17 protein-coding genes and 1 pseudogene are annotated in these 16950 nt (G+C 55.3%); 12 read left to right on the top strand and 6 right to left on the bottom strand.

Features of this window, described 5'->3' with window-relative positions; translation table 11 throughout:
- Window positions 1–117: 117 nt before the first annotated feature.
- The gene (locus tag TSA66_RS14180; protein ID WP_040038544.1) at window positions 118–1575 is read left to right on the top strand and encodes a Ppx/GppA phosphatase family protein; all 1458 of its coding nucleotides are present in this window, start codon (window positions 118–120) and stop codon (window positions 1573–1575) included.
- Window positions 1576–1859: 284 nt separating this feature from the next.
- Here TSA66_RS14180 and TSA66_RS14175 read toward each other — a convergent pair whose 3' ends face one another.
- Window positions 1860–2882, bottom strand: coding sequence for a DUF5996 family protein (locus TSA66_RS14175; RefSeq protein WP_232429362.1), 1023 nt, complete (start codon window positions 2880–2882; stop codon window positions 1860–1862).
- 170 nt (window positions 2883–3052) lie between these two features.
- Here TSA66_RS14175 and TSA66_RS14170 point away from each other — a divergent pair, with 170 nt between their 5' ends.
- The 7 genes from TSA66_RS14170 (at window position 3053) to TSA66_RS14140 (ending at window position 8295) form a co-directional block, all read left to right on the top strand.
- Window positions 3053–3532 carry a HipA domain-containing protein gene (locus tag TSA66_RS14170; protein ID WP_332309920.1) on the top strand — a complete coding sequence of 160 codons (480 nt, stop codon included), beginning with the start codon at window positions 3053–3055 and terminating at the stop codon, window positions 3530–3532.
- 85 nt (window positions 3533–3617) lie between these two features.
- The gene (locus tag TSA66_RS14165) at window positions 3618–3809 is read left to right on the top strand and encodes a hypothetical protein (protein ID WP_040038546.1); all 192 of its coding nucleotides are present in this window, start codon (window positions 3618–3620) and stop codon (window positions 3807–3809) included.
- 183 nt (window positions 3810–3992) lie between these two features.
- Window positions 3993–4394 (top strand): hypothetical protein, encoded by a 402-nt coding sequence (locus tag TSA66_RS27755; RefSeq protein WP_040038547.1) that lies wholly within the window; start codon window positions 3993–3995, stop codon window positions 4392–4394.
- Window positions 4395–4717: 323 nt separating this feature from the next.
- On the top strand, window positions 4718–5572 hold the full coding sequence (locus TSA66_RS14155; protein ID WP_040038548.1) for a UDP-2,3-diacylglucosamine diphosphatase: 855 nt from the start codon (window positions 4718–4720) through the stop codon (window positions 5570–5572).
- Window positions 5554–6591: a glycosyltransferase family 4 protein gene (locus tag TSA66_RS14150; protein ID WP_040038549.1), complete on the top strand. Its 1038-nt coding sequence runs from the start codon at window positions 5554–5556 to the stop codon at window positions 6589–6591. Before TSA66_RS14155 ends, TSA66_RS14150 begins: the two co-directional genes overlap by 19 nt.
- Before the next feature lie 83 nt (window positions 6592–6674).
- Complete coding sequence (locus TSA66_RS14145) at window positions 6675–7829, top strand: MGDG synthase family glycosyltransferase (protein WP_040038589.1); 1155 nt, start codon at window positions 6675–6677, stop codon at window positions 7827–7829.
- Window positions 7816–8295 (top strand): hypothetical protein, encoded by a 480-nt coding sequence (locus tag TSA66_RS14140; RefSeq protein WP_040038550.1) that lies wholly within the window; start codon window positions 7816–7818, stop codon window positions 8293–8295. The genes TSA66_RS14145 and TSA66_RS14140 overlap by 14 nt, the downstream gene beginning before the upstream one ends.
- Window positions 8296–8444: 149 nt before the next feature.
- On the opposite strand, the gene TSA66_RS14135 is transcribed toward TSA66_RS14140, so the two are convergent.
- Together TSA66_RS14135 and ppk1 are read right to left on the bottom strand one after the other, a co-directional pair.
- Window positions 8445–8912 carry a SixA phosphatase family protein gene (locus TSA66_RS14135; RefSeq protein WP_040038551.1) on the bottom strand — a complete coding sequence of 156 codons (468 nt, stop codon included), beginning with the start codon at window positions 8910–8912 and terminating at the stop codon, window positions 8445–8447.
- A gap of 25 nt (window positions 8913–8937) precedes the next feature.
- On the bottom strand, window positions 8938–11025 hold the full coding sequence (ppk1, locus tag TSA66_RS14130; RefSeq protein WP_040038552.1) for a polyphosphate kinase 1: 2088 nt from the start codon (window positions 11023–11025) through the stop codon (window positions 8938–8940).
- A gap of 266 nt (window positions 11026–11291) precedes the next feature.
- On the opposite strand from ppk1, the gene TSA66_RS14125 reads away from it, so the two are divergent.
- The 3 genes from TSA66_RS14125 to TSA66_RS28225 are packed head-to-tail and all read left to right on the top strand — an operon-like array spanning window position 11292 to window position 14569.
- Window positions 11292–13655, top strand: coding sequence for a putative bifunctional diguanylate cyclase/phosphodiesterase (locus TSA66_RS14125; protein WP_084199133.1), 2364 nt, complete (start codon window positions 11292–11294; stop codon window positions 13653–13655).
- On the top strand, window positions 13648–14292 hold the full coding sequence (gene phnD / locus TSA66_RS14120) for a phosphate/phosphite/phosphonate ABC transporter substrate-binding protein (protein WP_052451963.1): 645 nt from the start codon (window positions 13648–13650) through the stop codon (window positions 14290–14292). Before TSA66_RS14125 ends, phnD begins: the two co-directional genes overlap by 8 nt.
- Complete coding sequence (locus tag TSA66_RS28225) at window positions 14285–14569, top strand: PhnD/SsuA/transferrin family substrate-binding protein (protein ID WP_157691534.1); 285 nt, start codon at window positions 14285–14287, stop codon at window positions 14567–14569. The genes phnD and TSA66_RS28225 overlap by 8 nt, the downstream gene beginning before the upstream one ends.
- Here TSA66_RS28225 and tnpA read toward each other — a convergent pair.
- Window positions 14494–14985, bottom strand: a pseudogene (gene tnpA, locus TSA66_RS28220) (IS200/IS605 family transposase). The gene TSA66_RS28225 and the pseudogene tnpA overlap by 76 nt on opposite strands.
- Window positions 14986–15008: 23 nt before the next feature.
- On the opposite strand from tnpA, the gene TSA66_RS14110 reads away from it, so the two are divergent.
- A complete protein-coding gene (locus TSA66_RS14110) occupies window positions 15009–15806 on the top strand; it encodes a hypothetical protein (RefSeq protein ID WP_052451964.1) in 798 nt (265 codons plus the stop codon).
- Window positions 15807–15834: 28 nt separating this feature from the next.
- Here the strand turns inward: TSA66_RS14110 and TSA66_RS14105 are convergent, their stop codons facing one another.
- Both TSA66_RS14105 and TSA66_RS26245 read right to left on the bottom strand, forming a co-directional pair.
- Window positions 15835–16395 carry an IS630 family transposase gene (locus TSA66_RS14105; RefSeq protein WP_232429364.1) on the bottom strand — a complete coding sequence of 187 codons (561 nt, stop codon included), beginning with the start codon at window positions 16393–16395 and terminating at the stop codon, window positions 15835–15837.
- Window positions 16341–16844, bottom strand: coding sequence for a helix-turn-helix domain-containing protein (locus TSA66_RS26245; protein WP_084199137.1), 504 nt, complete (start codon window positions 16842–16844; stop codon window positions 16341–16343). Before TSA66_RS26245 ends, TSA66_RS14105 begins: the two co-directional genes overlap by 55 nt.
- Between the last annotated feature and the right edge of the window lie 106 nt (window positions 16845–16950).

Below are 16950 nucleotides of genomic sequence, written 5' to 3'. Positions count from 1 at the left end.
TTCGCGATAGCCCCCCGGGGGTACATCAGATTTGATGGTAGAGTCGCCATATTCAGGGCTCGAGTTATTCAGGTATTTCCGCAGCGGTATCGCTGATCGCTAGAAAGAGGAATTGGGATGTTTGCTGCAGTAGATTTAGGTTCCAACAGTTTTCGCCTGCATGTTGGGCTGTACGATGGAGAGGCAATCCGCATAGTCAAGAGCGCACGGGATCCGATTCGCCTTGCTGCAGGTCTCGACAATGACGGAAACCTGACTGGTGAGGCGATGCAGAAGGCAGTGCAGTGCCTCGCAAATTTCAAGTCCATTCTTGACGGCTACAAGCTCGATGCGGTGCGAGTCGTCGCGACCAATACCTTGCGTATCGCGAAGAATGGCGTCGCATTCCTGCCCGCGGCGGAACGAGCAATTGGATATCCGATCGAGATCATCTCGGGCGAGGAGGAGGGACGGCTGATCTACATGGGCGTTGCAAGCACGCTTGATTCTTCGAGCGAGACGCGACTGGTCGTGGATATCGGTGGAGGTTCGACGGAATTAATTCTTGGTCGTGGCCATGATGTGCTTCAGGTCGAATCATTTAGCATCGGAACCGTCGGGCAGGCGCAAGCGTTCATCAGGGATGCGCAGATCGACGCTGCTGGGCTTAATGCGGCGGTTTTGTCGGCACGTTCAGTGTTTGAAGATGGGGCAGAGCCATTCCGCCACCAACAATGGGGCCACGTTTACGGTTCCTCCGGAACGATACGGACGATATCCGACGCCTTGTCAAAAAATGCGATCGGGGATCGCACGCTGTCGCTGGACAATCTCGAGGCACTGAAGGTCCGTCTACTACGAATTGGCCATGTCAGTCAGGTCGACCTGCTGGGCATCAAGCCGGAGCGTGTCACTCCAATGATAGGTGGGTTGACCATTCTGATCGGCATAATGCAGGAACTTGGTATTGAATCCCTTACGGCCGTGGATGCCGGCCTTCGCATGGGAGTGCTGTGGGACTTGCAGCTGCGCGCCACGAGACGGGACCGACGCGAACAGTCGGTGCTTGAGTTCATGCACCGTTTTCATGTCAATGAGGATCGCGCCTCGCGCGTTGCGACGCTCGCAACCACGTTGTACAGCCAGCTCAAGCCGCAGGACGATACGTTCGCGAAATATCTTTACTGGGGCGGCTTGCTACATGAAATCGGACTTGCGGTCTCACATACCGGGTACCACAAACACGCAGCATATATGCTCGAGAATGCCGACCTTCCTGGATTTACGGCACGCGAGCAGCGATTTCTCAGCACATTGGTTCTTGCGCACAAGGGCAACCTGCGCAAAGTATCGGAGGCCCTGCGTGATGCCGATTTCACCAAAGCGGTTCTGGCATTGCGGCTCGCGATCACTTTCATGCATGCACGGATCGACACTGAAGTGAGCGGCCTACGTCTAAAAATGAAGAGCCGCATCGAACTGGAGTTCAAGCGAGAATTAGCTGTCCAGCATCCGACGGTTTTGTATTGGATTGAAAAAGAGAAAGGTTGGTGGAACGAGGTGGGCATGGAGATGACGGTGAAGTCCGGCGGATAATCAGTCACTTCCATTCTGGCATGACACCAGGCCGACGCAGCCCTGCACGTGGAAAGAGTTCGGCACATTTATACCCGGCGACAGGAAGTGACGCTGATGACCAGAAGCGTGGCAAGCCGCGGCGTTCAGGGCTTGTCATTACCCACAAATCCTGATCGCAGGGGATACAAGGCAGTCCTGATAACTGCCCGCTTTCTATCGATCACTCTGGGCGTGCCGTGTCAACGCGGGTTCGGGGGCAGCCGGGGAACGTGAGCGACTACTCGGTGATGGCACGCTTTTCGTCAAGTATGGTAGATGGGCTCAGTCGTTTCTAACGCCTGACGGTCCCACTTACCCAGCGTAGCTGCCGCGGCATAGGCATCCTCCAAAAATTCCAGCAACATCTGATCCGGCGAGGATGCATGCCTAACCTCTTCGTAGGGCAAGATGAATTCGCGAAAATTGGGGTCATACCGTGCCGTTTCTGGCATGACCCGATGGGTATTGAAGCCGGCCGGCTCAGGGTAAGCGTAGGTGTAAAAGATCGGCAAAGGCAACGCATCGCTGCCTGGCCAGAAGCCACAACTGCAGACTTCATGCGAATAGGCTTCGCGCATCACCCAGTCCGGGCAGTTCGGCACGCTGCCGGAGAACGCGGGCGCCCGCCGCCCGGAAAAGCGCGTCAATGCCAGATCGAAGCTGCCCCAGAAGAAATGTACCGGACTGCATTTGCCAATGAAGCGGCCACGGAATTGCTTGAATACCCGATCCGCTTGGGCCAGAACCTGCCAGAACCGATTGGCTGCCTCCGAATCATAGGAGGCGTGTTTGGTGTCTTCCTGGAATGGAACCGGATTCAGAACTTCATTGGGAGCGCCATGAATTTTGATGTCCAGGCCAAGTGCTGACAATCGGGAAAACAATTGGTGGTAAAAATCCGCTACCGAACGGGGCACCAAGGGTATCACTTCGGTAGGGGCATCGCTGCATTGAATCGCAAGTTGATGGTCTACAAAGTCGAAATCGATCTGGAAGAGGCGATTCCCGTAGGGAATCGGTGAGGTGGTTAAGCCATGGGCCGTCACATACAGCGGGACATTCCATGAGTGATTGACCCAGGGGGATTGGACCTTACGGATTTTGCCGACGATCTGCGTCCACATATGCAAAGTTTCGCAGGTGTCTCGCCAGGCTTCGTATGGCAACTCGGGCCAACCTGCGGGGCCGGTCGGACTGGATAATGAACGTATGGGCATTACAATGGCCTCCGAGCAGGTAACGTTGGGGTACAAAGGTGCCTGGGCGAGTCCGATGCGGACGATCATTAAGACTGCTGAGCGTCGTCGCGGTTTCCACGTCTGAGCGTGAAATGAAGGCGATCCGTAGCAATTCGTGAGGTGAACGCACGTGTCATCATCACCTTCATGACCCTGCCAATGTCGATATTGCGTCGTACATGACCGCTCAACTGTCTAAGATGTGATCGCCGAAAACGATAGATTGCAATCAGCTGTTTCGCCGCATGGTGTTTAACATCCTGGTCGGCAACGTCGACGGTCACATGCGCCATCATGCGCGGCTGATGCGCTACCCCAGCCGGTTCGTGTTGTCGCCGGCATTCGATATCGCCCCCCACGTGGACGCCAGCGCGGCGGCGCAATCCATCGGCGTGGGCGCTTATGGCCCGGCAAACAATTGGGAGAACGCGTTGTCCCAATGCGGCCGGTTTTTTCTCACTCGCGACGAGGCTGGCATGAACATGCGCGACATCCACACGCTGGCCGCGTGCTTTACTGCTGCCGAAGAGGTCGGACGGATGGCGATCTCGATACCGGGGGGGCGCAATCGAGCCGAAGCGGGTGCTCAGCACTCCCAGACCGACGGAGCCCAACCGGGGACCTCCCGCCCAACAACATCCAGCATCCGCCTGCCAGAAGCTGCGCATGCTCAACAGAGTGCCTATTGCTGCGCCTGAACGGCGTGCGGCGGCACGCCGCAATAGATCTGCAAGCATGAGTGATCGGTTCATTCCCGCCACACAAACGGACGATGGCGACTGATTGATCGTCAGCGGCCTTGATCGCTTTCGTGAACAACTTGACGAATACGGCAACGCTGAGGTGTATTCGGCCAACGGCAACGGACGATTGTTCGTGCACGAGGTGGGTGACGAAGTTGTTTCGCTAAGTGCTACGTCACAAGCGACCCTGGAAATGGCTGCGGCAGAGATTATCCATCGCGTCAAATATTGACCCCAGGAGCTCACGCCGGTCGTGATGGAGCGTTGGCGCAGCAGATGCAGTCCGATCCTATTGGTTGGTATGGTTTTATGGGGGCTGCAGATGTTGTTTGTTATGCCATGCTCAATTCCCCGATTTGAAAAAATGAGATAAACGATATATATTATTTATACAATTTAAAACTAGAGGAAAATTATGGCAAAGACATCTGCATCCACACCTGTTGCTGCAACCGAAAAGAAGCCAGTGCGCAAAAAAACCGAAGCTGCGGCCGACCTGGCAACGCCGGCCAAGGCCGTGAAGGCTGCTACACCCGTTAAGCCCGCTGCAAAGGCGGTAGCCACGGACAAGGCGGCGCAAAAAGAGAAGGTCAAGAAAATCAAGCTGGTCCGGGATAGCTTCACCATGCCGGAAGATGAATATGCCATTCTTAGCGACGTAAAAAAGGCGTGCCTGAAGGCAGGCATTGAAGTCAAAAAAAGCGAACTCCTCCGTGTTGGCGTCGCATTGATTCGTCAACTGCAAATCGAAAAGCTTAGGGAAGTGCTGACCGGTCTGCCAGCGTTAAAAGCAGGACGGCCGAAGAAAAGCAAGTAACACTCGGCGGTGCTGCCGGGGCGCCCGTTCCGGTTTTCTCCTGGCTGCATGTCATCCAGATGACATGCAGCTGTCATTCGCATGCAGTAATCCACAGTTACGCTTCCATTGTCGAATCAATGAGGACATTGGATGCGATCCCATCCCACCGCAGTTGACAGCGTGCAGTTGGTCTCGAGACTTGTTCGAGGCTGTGCGCTCGCCCATGGAAGTCAGCACGAAGAACATCGATCCGGCTTGCCGCAGTCGCTTTGGCTTGCAGGCGGGTGCCTTGCATCGGATGAGCGCAAGGCGTGCCATGCATTCGGTAAAGCGAGGTCGCGATGAAACCGGCAGACGATTTCCTCGATCCGCACTTCTTGAAATCGCGCGGGAAGCGGGCGGTAACGCGATTCAGAGCCATCTGGATATCCGACGTGCACCTTGGGACGACAGGATGCCAGGCAGCGCGCTTGCTGGAGTTCCTGCAACATACCGAATCCGACACGCTCTACTTGGTCGGAGATATTGTCGACGGCTGGCAATTGAAACGTCGTTGGTACTGGGACCAGATACACAATAACGTGGTGCAAAGCGTGCTGAAGAAAGCAAAAAAAGGCACCGAAGTCATCTTCATCCCCGGGAATCATGATGAAGCGATCCGCCAATTTATCGATCTTGATTTTGGCGGAATCCGGATTCGCGACGAACTGGTGCATGTGACAGCGCAGGGGAAACGGATGCTGGTTCTACACGGTGACCGCTTTGACGGCGTCATCGCGTGCGCAAAATGGCTTGCGTACGTGGGCGATACCCTCTACACCCTGATCCTGAAGATCAATCAGGTATTTAACAAATGGCGAGCACGTGCTGGCTTGCCGTACTGGTCGCTCTCCCAGTACCTGAAGCTGAAAGTCAAGAACGCCGTCAGTTACATCAGCTCGTTCGAGCATGCGCTTGCAAGCGAAGCGCGGAAGAGAAATGTCGATGGCGTTATTTGCGGCCATATACACAAACCGGAAATCCGGGATATCGAGGGCATTACTTATTGCAATGACGGTGACTGGGTCGAGAGCCTAACGGCGCTCGTCGAGGATCTTTCCGGCGAACTTCGCCTGGTGACTTGGCACGAAATCGTCATGCCGCCGATTCACGCTAAACAAGAGGAATTAGGTGAAGTATGCGTATTGCCATCGTAACGGATGCCTGGTCACCGCAAATCAATGGGGTCGTTAGCACGCTGGTCGCTACGCGTCAGTGCCTGCGTAACGCCGGACACGAGGTCGAAGTGGTCAGCGCAGCGGGTATGAAGACGTTCGCTTGCCCAACCTATCCTGATATCCGCCTCGCATGTAATCCCTACCGCAAGGTGGCGTCAATCCTGGAGAATCTTGAACCGGATTGTATCCATATCGCGACTGAGGGGCCAATCGGGCTGGCTGCGCGCCGCCATTGCCTGAAGCACGGGCTGGCCTTCACCTCCTCTTACCATACGCGCTTTCCGGAATACGTGCGGGCCCGTTCGCTCATTCCCATGACGCTCACCTATCGCTGGCTCAAGTGGTTTCACGGGCCATCTAAAGCAGTGATGGTGCCCACTCCCGGTATCCTGCGCTCCCTTGAAAAACGGGGCTTTCGCCATCTCGTCCTGTGGGGGCGTGGCGTCGACACCGGCTTGTTCCGTCCAGCCCAGGTGGACCAAACCGGCATTGCGCGTCCGCTTTACCTGTATGTCGGCAGGATCGCGGTGGAAAAGAATGTCGAGGACTTCCTGCGGCTCGACCTGCCTGGTTCCAAATGGGTGATTGGTGACGGGCCCATGCGTGAAGAGCTGCAGCGCCGCTATCCCGGAGTTCGCTTCCTTGGCGCGCGTAACAACGACGAGCTTGTGCCGTATTACAACTGCGCCGACGTCTTCGTGTTCCCTAGCCGTACAGACACGTTCGGCCTTGTCATGGCTGAAGCGATGGCATGCGGCACACCGGTGGCTGCGTATCCAGTAGACGGGCCTCTCGACGTCGTCTCGCATGGGCGGTCCGGCGTGCTGGACCACGACCTGGAACGCGCCTGCCTTGCGGCACGCCAACTGTGCCGCAAGGCTGTGCGACTACATGCGCTGCAGTATTCGTGGAGCGCCGCCACACAGCAATTCCTGGCCAATCTGCATCTCGCCCGTACTGCCCAGGGGGGTGAGGCGGCACAGTCGTCGTTGGCTTGAGATGGAAGACCATGCAAACGATATATCGTAAGCAGTGCTTGTCAGATGCCGCACCGAACGTGGGAGTGCTTGCCCCTGCTTCGCTGCGCAGGAGGCGGATCTTGCTGTTGAGCGTTTCCGCCGGCGCAGGCCATGTGCGTGCAGCCGAATCAATCCGTGCGCATGCCGCGATGTATGGGGCTGATATAACGGCGATGCACCTCGATGTGATGAGCGTCGTGCCATCGCTCTTTCGCCGCTTGTACACGGATTTCTATATTTTTCTTGTTCAGCGGTATCCGGCTATCTGGGGATATCTGTACCGGATAAGCGATAAAGTGCCGTCGGACAGCCCGTGGCAAACCGTGCGACGGGCAATCGAGCGGATGGCGTCGCGCCGCCTGATGGAAAAAATCGCATTATTTCGGCCGGATGCGATCATTTGCACGCATTTTATGCCCGCAGAGTGGCTGGCGAACCCCGGAGGGAAGCGACATTTCGGCTCTCCGGTATGGGTACAGGTAACTGATTTCGACTTGCATGCAATGTGGGTGCAACCGAATATGGCGGGCTATTTTGCGGGCAACGAGGAAGTGGCCTTTCATATGCGCGCACAAGGTATCGCGCCAGACGCCATTCATGTCACTGGTATTCCAGTCATGCCGGCGTTCGGGCAGCATCATAGCCGAACCGAATGTGCTGCAGAATTTGGACTTGTTCCACAGAAAACGACGCTCTTGCTGATGGGAGGAGGCGCTGGGCTTGGGCGTTTGGATGAGACCGCGGCCGACCTGCTAGCGCTCGATCCGGATCTTCAACTCATTGTCATGGCCGGAAAAAACGCGGTCGCCTTGTCCGCTCTGCAGCGCCTGGCGGTGCTGCATCCCGGTCGCATACTGGCACAGGGATTTACCGATCGTGTCGAGCGCTTGATGGCTTGCGCCGACCTGGCGATTACCAAGCCGGGCGGGTTGACTACATCGGAATGCTTGGCCATGGGGCTGCCAATGATTCTGACGGCCCCGATCCCGGGGCAGGAAGAGTGTAATGCCGATTTTTTGCTGGAGCAGGGCGTCGCCTTCAAGGCGAACGACGCTGCATCGCTCGCCTACCGCGTCCGTTATCTGCTGCAGCATCCCGAAAGACTCGCGGAGATGCGCGACAAGGCCAAGGCAATCGCCCGCAGTGCGGCGGCCGATCATGTACTGGATGTCGTTCTCGGAAAATCAATGCCACGCGATTCACATGCAACGCACTAATCGTCGCCTGCACCTGGTGCTCACGCTGGCATGGGTCATTCTTCTCGCCTATTTTTTTGCAAATATCGAAATTCAGATCGAAGGTGCCGCCGGCTGGGCTGCCAACCTGCCGACCTGGCGTATCGAGCAGCACTGGTTGCTTGATATCTTCTGGGGCGGCCGTCCTATGACCGGCTATCACGCCTGGGTATTCCCCTTCGTCGCGCTGTTCTTTCATTTCCCACTGTTTTTTATGGGACGCTGGTCGTTAAAGGCAGAACTCCGTGTCCTTGCCTGCATCATGCTGTTTTGGATTGTCGAAGACTTCCTTTGGTTCGTGCTCAATCCTGCGTATGGATTGTCACGCTTTCATCCGGAGTCGATTGCGTGGCACAAGCATTGGTTTTGGCGGGCACCGATCGATTATTGGATTTACAGCGGTATCATGCTCGTAATGCTGTGCCTCTCCTGCAGGAAATTGAAATAGGAAGGCGTTCGCCATTGTTCGCCATAACGAACGCTGCAGGGAAATGGGCCTGCCGCATCACGGCGTCAACCAATGGCCAATGGCTTCTGTGTTCGGTGTTGCAAAGAGCTTCATGACGTCCCGGGGCTATTTCTTCTGCATCGTGGGCATCACTTTCCGACCAAGTCGGGACCCATGACCGCCCTGATGAAATTGGCATCCGTCTCATCTTTTACCCGCTGCGCGATCCAGCAGATGGCCCCCTTACGCAAGGTCCACTCATCGCGCTGACCTGTAATCAGCAACGCGGCGATTTGGCCAAGAAACGGCTGATGTCCGACTATTAATACCGGCTCTCGGCTGGTCGGCCAGTGAGCGGCTTCTAATACCTCTTCGGCCGTGGAATCCGGCCCGAGGTGAGGCATGATCTTGAATTTGCGTCCCAGCGCTGATGCGGTTTGTACAGTCCGCGTGGTTGGGCTGGTCAGGACGCGGCAGGTATTGGGTAAAACGCGATCCAGCCATTCGGCCATCTTTGCTGCCTGCTTCTGTCCTTTTGGCGTGAGAGCCCGCGCGGCATCGGGTTGGTCGATGTCGCCTGCTTCAGCCTCAGCATGACGCCATAAAATGAGTTCCATCGCATCTCCTTTCTCGCCATACGCTTTAGGCGCCGAGTGTCTGCGCGAGGTATTGCTGCGCGCAGAAAGCACGTTGCTTGCCGATGGGCTTGCGCTTGCGGTAGCTTCCGTCGGATACCAATTCCCAGGAGTTGGTGTTGTCCTTCAAGTAGGGATTCAAGCCTTGGGCGATTACTTGCCGTTTCAGTTTCGGATCCAATACCGGAAATGCCACTTCAACGCGTCGGAAGAGGTTGCGGTTCATCCAATCGGCACTGGCAAGATAGACGTCATTCTTTCGATCGTTACGGAAAAAATAGATGCGGCTATGTTCCAGAAACCGGCCGACAATCGAACGTACGCGTATGTTTTCCGATAGATGCGGCACTCCGGGGCGGAGTGCACATGCGCCGCGTACGATCAAGTCGATTTTGACGCCGTCGGCAGAGGCTGCATAAAGCGCTCGGATCACTGACTCGTCCAGCAGCGCATTCATCTTGGCAATAATGCGGGCAGGGCGACCTTCGCGCGCAATTGCCGCTTCATTTCGAATGGCGCGGATGATTTCCTTTTGCAAGTCAAATGGCGCCAGCCAAAGGTAGTTCAGTTTTTTCGGCTTGGTAAGGCTGGTCAAGTGGATGAAGACTTCATTGACTTCCGCCGTCAGCGCCGGATGTGCAGTCAGCAAGCCAAAATCCGTATAAAACTTGGTCGTCGTCGGATGGTAGTTGCCGGTGCCAAGGTGCGCATAGTGACGCAATTCGCTGGCTTCGCGGCGCAAAACTAGTGCGAGTTTGGCATGCGTTTTCAGCCCTACCACCCCATAAACCACCTGGGCACCGACGCGCTCGAGCCGCTCGGCCCAGTTGATATTTGCCTCTTCATCGAAGCGCGCCATCAACTCCACAATTACGGTCACTTCCTTGCCACGCTGCGCCGCGATGATGAGTGACTCCATCAGCGAGGAATTCATGCCGGTACGATAGATGGTCTGCTTGATTGCGACGACATTCGGGTCGAGCGCGGCGCAACGGATAAATTCGACAATCGGCTGAAACGACTGGAACGGATGATGCAGCAACACGTCGCGCTTGCGCAGCAATGCAAACATGTCACCGTCAACCAGCGTCTGCGGCAGCCCGGGCTGGAAAGCGGGGAAATGCAGTATCGGCTGCTGGACGCTATTGATCAATTCCAACAGGCGGACCATATTAACAGGACCGTCTACGGCGTATAACCGGCTCTTGTCGATGGAGAATTGTTCGAGCAGGAAGGAAGCCAAATGCGGAGGACAATTCCGTGCGACCTCGAGGCGGACAGCAAAACCGAATTGACGACTTTGCAGCTCACTCTGCAATGCCTGTCGCAAGTTCTTGACCTCTTCCTCGTCGACCCACAGGTCGCTGTTGCGCGTCACACGGAACTGGGAATAGGCAACGACTTCGCGCCCGGTAAATAGATCTGCAATATGTGCATGAATGACGGACGACAGGAGGCAAAATACAACACCGTTCGTTGATAGATGGTCAGGCAGGCGAATTACCCGCGGCAATACTCGTGGAGCCTTTAAGATGGCAATGCCTGTGCCACGGCCGAAAGCATCTTTTCCAGATAACTCGACAATAAAGTTAAGACTCTTGTTAACGACTTGCGGAAAGGGGTGTGCCGGATCGAGGGCAATTGGTGTTAGCAGGGGGCGTACTTCGCGATCAAAGTACTCTTTTACCCAGGCGCGTTGCGCATCATTTCTCTCGTGATGCCGTAATAAATGCACTCCCTTTTCAGACAACTGCGGCAGGATATCCCGATTGAGCAACTCGTATTGGCGTTCGACGAGTTGGTGGCATTCGATGCTCGTTCTCTCCAGTGCGGCAGTCAACGCCGGGGGCTCGGACTTTCTACCCTCCATGCGATCATGGGCCAACAGACTGGCGATACGAACCTCAAAGAACTCGTCCAGATTGCTACTGACAATACACAGATAGCGCAGGCGTTCGAGCAGAGGAAGAGTCGCATCCTCTGCTTGCGCTAAAACCCTGCGGTTAAACGCCAGTTGCGAAAGCTCCCGGTTTAAATATATGTTGGTAGACGGTAGAGTCAGCACTGGTGCTACTGCTTTTATTTTTGCGCTCATAGAAGGAATGATCCCTAGGGCCCTACAGTTTAGGATGCATATATGACAATTCAATGACAAGCCAAACACGTGTTCGTGTTTTTGTCATATTCCTCCTGCTTAAGCCTGGATAGGCTCCATCACATTGCCGCGCCGAAGCAGCGGCAATCTGTCCGCTTTACACGTGATTGATGACTATTTGCGCTGCTACGGAGATGGCAATAATGTAGTCCTCCGGAAATATTTCAAAAGTAAAATCGACTGCATTTCTGCTTCTCCCTAGGGCGATGATTTTGTATCAGCCGTTCAAGTTCAGTACCTTAAAATCAATTGCGCAAGAGGGGCGCTGGCTTGTCGTCGGCACTATCCTCCTCGCCGTACTTTGTCTTGCAATCATATGGCTGATCACCATTTCTTTAGTGCTGGGCGAAAGGCGGCAAGCGGTAGAGCAATCGATTCTGGCGAGCCAAAATATCTCTTCTATTGTCGCCGCCGACATCGACGAGGTCTTTGGACGTGCGCTTCTGTACGCACAGTTAAGCAGCAGTGCACTGAAACCGAATGGCGACACGCCATCGATTCCTGCACCCCTTACCTTTGGGGACTCCGCGTATTTGCGGCTTGCGGTTTTCGGTTCGAACGCCGAGCTGAAGTACGTATCATCACGTGGCGAGATAGAGCCTGAAATGCGGGAGCTAGTCCGTGTCGTCCTGCAGGACAGCAGCGCGCTCCACAGGCAACGTCGTCCTTTCATCGGGCGGCCAGCGGCAAATTGGACCATTCCCGTCGCGGTACCAATTGTCTCCGGCGACGAGCCAATCGGTGTATTCGCCGCAAATATCGATCTTGGCTATCTTCTACGCTTATATAAAGAGTCGACCAGTAGTAAAGATACCGCATTGGAAGTGCTGGATTTTCATGGGCAGCAGCTGTTTGAAATACGCGGTGGAATGGTGTCAGATAGCGACCATGATGCCCTGTCGAGTTACAGCGGCGTCATTGGCCGCGGCAAGAAATTGGGACGCATCGAAGTAGCATCGCAGGCAAATAATATTACCCGCATTGGGAGCTACCACATATTGGATCGGTTTCCGATCGCAGTTGCCATTACACGAGACAGTGTTGCCGTGGAGGGGGAGTTGACGGAGCGTCACCGAAGCTACCTTTGGCGAGGCATACTTATGTCGGTCGTAACCATTCTGCTTTCAGCGGGCCTGACAGTTTTGGCTCAACGCCAGCGCAGGCTGTATCAGGAACTCACAGAGTCGGAAGTGCAAAAGCAGGCGCTCATCGAACAGCTTGAGCAGGAAAAGGCACGAGCCTTCCAGCTTGCGTCGCATGATTTTTTGACAGGCCTTCCGAATCGCATGATGTTTTATGAGCTTGCGACAGTTGAGCTGGCGCGCGCGCGGAGAAGCCGAAATTTATATGCGGTCTACTTCCTGGATTTGGATAAATTCAAGGCAATTAACGATACGCTTGGGCATGCCGTCGGTGATCTTCTTCTCAAGGCAGTGGCAGAACGCCTGCGTGGCGCATTGCGCGAGTACGATTTGGTGGCCCGATTTGGTGGAGATGAATTCATCATCCTCGTTTCTGAATTGAACTCGGAGGAGCGGGCGAGCAAGATTGCGGAAAAGCTGGTTGATTGCCTGTCGGCGCCATATCTTGAGATGAATGGACATAGTGTTGATACGACACCCAGTATCGGCATTGCCCTCTGCCCAAGGGATGGACAGGACATCGATACCCTGATTTTGAATGCCGATGCGGCAATGTACAGTGCGAAGCGGAGTGGTCGAGGAAAATATCGCTTCTATGACGATTCACTTAATACGTCCTCCGCACGTTCCCTGGAACTACTCACGCGTTTCCGACGTGCGATCAGGGACAACGAGTTCTGTCTTCATTATCAAATGCGCATTTCCCTTAAGGATCTTCGCCCCGTCGGCATGGAGGCATTACTGCGCTGGCAGCATCCCAAACATGGCCTGATTTTTCCTGGCGATTTTATCGGCATTGCAGAAGAGCATAATTACATTACGCCGTTGGGGCATTGGATCGTCACGGCAGTGTGCACACAGCTTGCGCAGTGGCGTGACGCCGGAAATCCTCTCTTACCAGTTGCCATCAATATATCCGCCAGGCAGTTGTCTGATGACAGCCTGGTGGACGTCATCTTGAGCAATATCCGGGAAAAAAATATCCCGGTAGAGCTAATTGAGATAGAAGTGACCGAAAGCTGTTTTCTGGAGTGCCCGGAGACGGCGCAACGCGTATTGGAAAAGCTTCAGCAAGCAGGCATTCAAATTTCTCTGGACGATTATGGCACGGGTTTTTCCGGCCTCAGCCATTTGAAGCAGTTGCCGATCAGTGCGGTGAAAATTGATCGGTCCTTTATTCGCGACATCCGTAACGATACGAGCGATGCGATGATCGTCTCCTCAACGATCGCCCTGTCCCACAATCTCGGCTTGAAAGTCGTCGCTGAAGGTGTTGAGACAAAAGAGCAAGTCGTGCATTTAAAAACGGCCGGTTGTGACGAAGTACAGGGATTCTATTTTCATCGGCCCGCTCCGGCGTCAGATGTTGCTGTGAGCTTGCAAAATTTCGGCCGTCTTCCTGTAGAGAGTATGCGTGCTTATGCATAAGCCGTTGGTAAGGTTCCTTTTCTCTTTTTTCATGCCGCTAGTGCTGATGGGCGTGGTGGGTTCTAGCGCCTCTGGCTGTGAAAGGCCAAAGCGTCTCGTTTATTCCATGGTGCCTGAAGGTAGCGTCGAACAGGACCTTACGCGATTCCGGCCGCTGTTGACGGAATTAAGTGAATCTCTTGGTGTGCCGGTGGATGTTGTGACGCCAGCTTCATACGGCGCAGTGATTGAAGCGCTCACCAGTGGCGCGGTCCATGTCGCACGGCTTGGCCCGGCAGCGTATATTGCCGTAAAGGGAAGAAACTCAAAAATCACACCTTTCGCCACTTTCTCTCAACAGGCAAGTACATTTCAGGAAGAGGGCGCATTCTATTATTCGATGCTGGTTGTACTGGCCAAGAAGCCTTTCCGGACGTATGACGACTTGAGGGGAAAGCGCCTGGCACTAGTGGACCCTGAAAGCACTTCCGGGAATAAAATACCACGACTGTATTTCGGCCGCGTTCTACAAGGGCCATTGCACACCCATTTTGCAAGCATTTCATATGCTGGAAGTCATCAACTTGCGGCGGAAGCGCTACTAGACGGTCGGGTAGACGCTGCCTTCATATCCAGCTTGCACCTTTTACTTGGTTAATAACGGAACAGCAAGAAAAGGCGATTTTCGCGTGCTGTGGCGTTCGGCCCCCGTACCGATGGATCCATTTGTCTACCGCGGTGAATTATGTCAGGACGTGAAGGAAAAAATTCGTGCCACCTTCTTTCGCCAAAGTGAGCCAAGTAAAACCGTTCTCGGCGACATGCATGGCATTCGCTTTCTACCCATTGACGATAGCGATTACGACGTTATCAGGAACTTGAACATAAAGGTTTCACGCATTCCCCTGCCTGGGCGCCAGCCGGGAGGGGGGTAGCGGGACCGCGGGCGTTCCACCTGACTCTGGCTGGCGACGTACTGTTTCACCCCCTCCAGAGAAGCGCCGCCGACGCTGCCCACATAATAGGCCCGGTGCCAGAAATACGGCTTCCCGTAGCACTGCGCGAGATGCTGCGGAAACCGGTTGCGCGCGCCTGGCGGTAGCCGTCTTCAGGTTGTTCATCAACGTCGAGATATTGAGCGCCGGGTGAATGCTCACCAGCAAATGGACATGATCCTCTCCGGCGCCAAATTCGAGCAGCGCCATTCCAGGAGAATCTCCTCGAACGTACCGCGCAGGGAGTCCTGCGTCTCGGGATGCAGGATCTTGCGCCGGTATTTCGTGACGAACACGATAGGTAGCTGAAGCGCAAATACGGCATGCGACGCCGATGTGATGGCTTGAGGTTCCATGCGGCCCAAGATCGCATCGCTGCATGCAAACCGGAAAACGCCTGCGCTGCTATCCCGCCCCCGCGCTGCAAGACACTCTCTGGCAGTGGATCGGCGCGCAGGAATTCATCGACACCGCCCACAGTGGCGAGGACCGGTACTTCCGCACGTTCGCGCGCAAGTGCCTGGCGCTGGCGGGACAGCATCCTCCGGTTGATCAGGTCTACTGCCACTTCCACGCGAACGCAATTGACTGGATCCGTAGCATGCCCAGCCAGATCCTGCGCAATGGCGCAGCAACGTGGTACCAGGCCTATCAGCGCTTCTTCAAAAAGCTGGCGGGCCGCCCAGGGTTCAAGCAACGCCATGGCAGGCGGGCGGTGTCGATCACCCGTGAACTGTTCCGCCTGCCAGCGGTGGGCAAGGGCGAGGTGCCCGCCGGCGACTATGCGCTCGAGATCGGCACGCAGAAACACCCGGTCGGCACCATCCCGTTTCACGTGCACGTGCCATTCCAGCCGCCGAACAGCGTTCATCTTTCCATTGAGCACGGCCGCTGGCATCTGTCTTTCTCGTACGACGATGGCGCCATCGAGCCAAAGGACGACCACACGGCAGCCTGGTTGCGCCAGCACAGCTGGCGTCACCACGAAGCAGCAACAGAAGAAAGAGGTAGGGGCGGGATGCTCCGAACCGGCGGACCTCGGTTCGCCCACGCTCGTGGAGACGCGCGTCAGACGCACGCGAAAGCAGTCTGGTTCGCGTGTGCTGCAGTCTGTGAAACGAGAAACCGCCTACGACAACGCGAAGCGTTCAGAGGCGGGTATATTCATGGCGTGTAGATAGTCTTCTTCTAGAGCGGTTTTCAAATTAGTGTAGGGAATAGCCGCAATGGGCAAACCAGCCTCTGGCGTCGCTATTACTGATTTTGTTAATGACTTTCGTCAGTGCCATATCTAGCGCTTCACGGGTTCGGGCTTTCATGCCGCGCAGGCGCGTTTTGATTTTGGACCAGCAGGGTTCAATCGGAGACCAATCGGGAGAATATGGCGGCAGGTAGACTAATTCCGCGCCAGTAGCCGTAATCATGGCTTCAATGTCCTGGATTTTATGCGCGCTCAGGTTGTCCATCACCACTACATCGCCAGGTCGCAGGGTTGGAGCCAGAACCTGCCCCACGTAGGCACGGAATACGGCGGCATCGGTAGCGCCTTCGACCGTCATGACGGCATGCATGCCATACCAGGACAACATGCCAAGAATGGTGACATTGCGTCCGAAGTTCTTGGGAACCGCATCATGCACGCGCCTGCCGCGCTCGGCCCTTCCATAGCGCCGGCTCATAGCAATGTTCAATCCAGACTCGTCGACAAATTTCAGCCTTTTGACCGAGTATTTTGCGATTTTCCTGCGGTATCGGCGGCGTGCCACACGTACGCGCAAGCTGTCCCGTTCTGTGGCATGGACAGTCTTTTTTTTCGACGCATGCCCATCTGATGCAGCACTCGGCACATAGTCGGCTCGCTCACGGTCATGCCTGTGCAGCCGTGCAGACGCTCGACCAATTCCTTCAAGGTCATGTCGGACTGTTCGTGCAGCCAGTGCCGTAATCGTTCACGGCACGCATCGTCAAGTAGAGCGTGCCTGCCGCGCCGGCGCTGCGGCCGAACCAACTCACCCCCGCTGCGACGGTAATATTGCAGAAGAGATTCAACGAAGGACAGGCTGACATTGAAAAACTCTGCCACCTCGCGTTGCGATTGCGTTCCTCTTTCACACGCCTGCACAATTCTGCGGCGTAAATCCACTGAATACCGAGCGGCCATGATTGCACCATGACTGTTGCAAAGTTGGCCGTACGACTCTACATAAAGCCTCATGTTCCCTTTGCATTTATGAAATGCGCTCTAGCTCGCCAAGGCCATTGCAGAACTCGTCAGTCGCTATATGACGTGGCTGTGGCGCCAGCCAGGCCGGCTCAGTGTG

It is taken from the genome of Noviherbaspirillum autotrophicum, assembly GCF_000818395.1.
GTDB classification, from domain to species: domain Bacteria; phylum Pseudomonadota; class Gammaproteobacteria; order Burkholderiales; family Burkholderiaceae_D; genus Noviherbaspirillum; species Noviherbaspirillum autotrophicum.
This window is presented reverse-complemented; position numbering and strand designations above follow the sequence as displayed.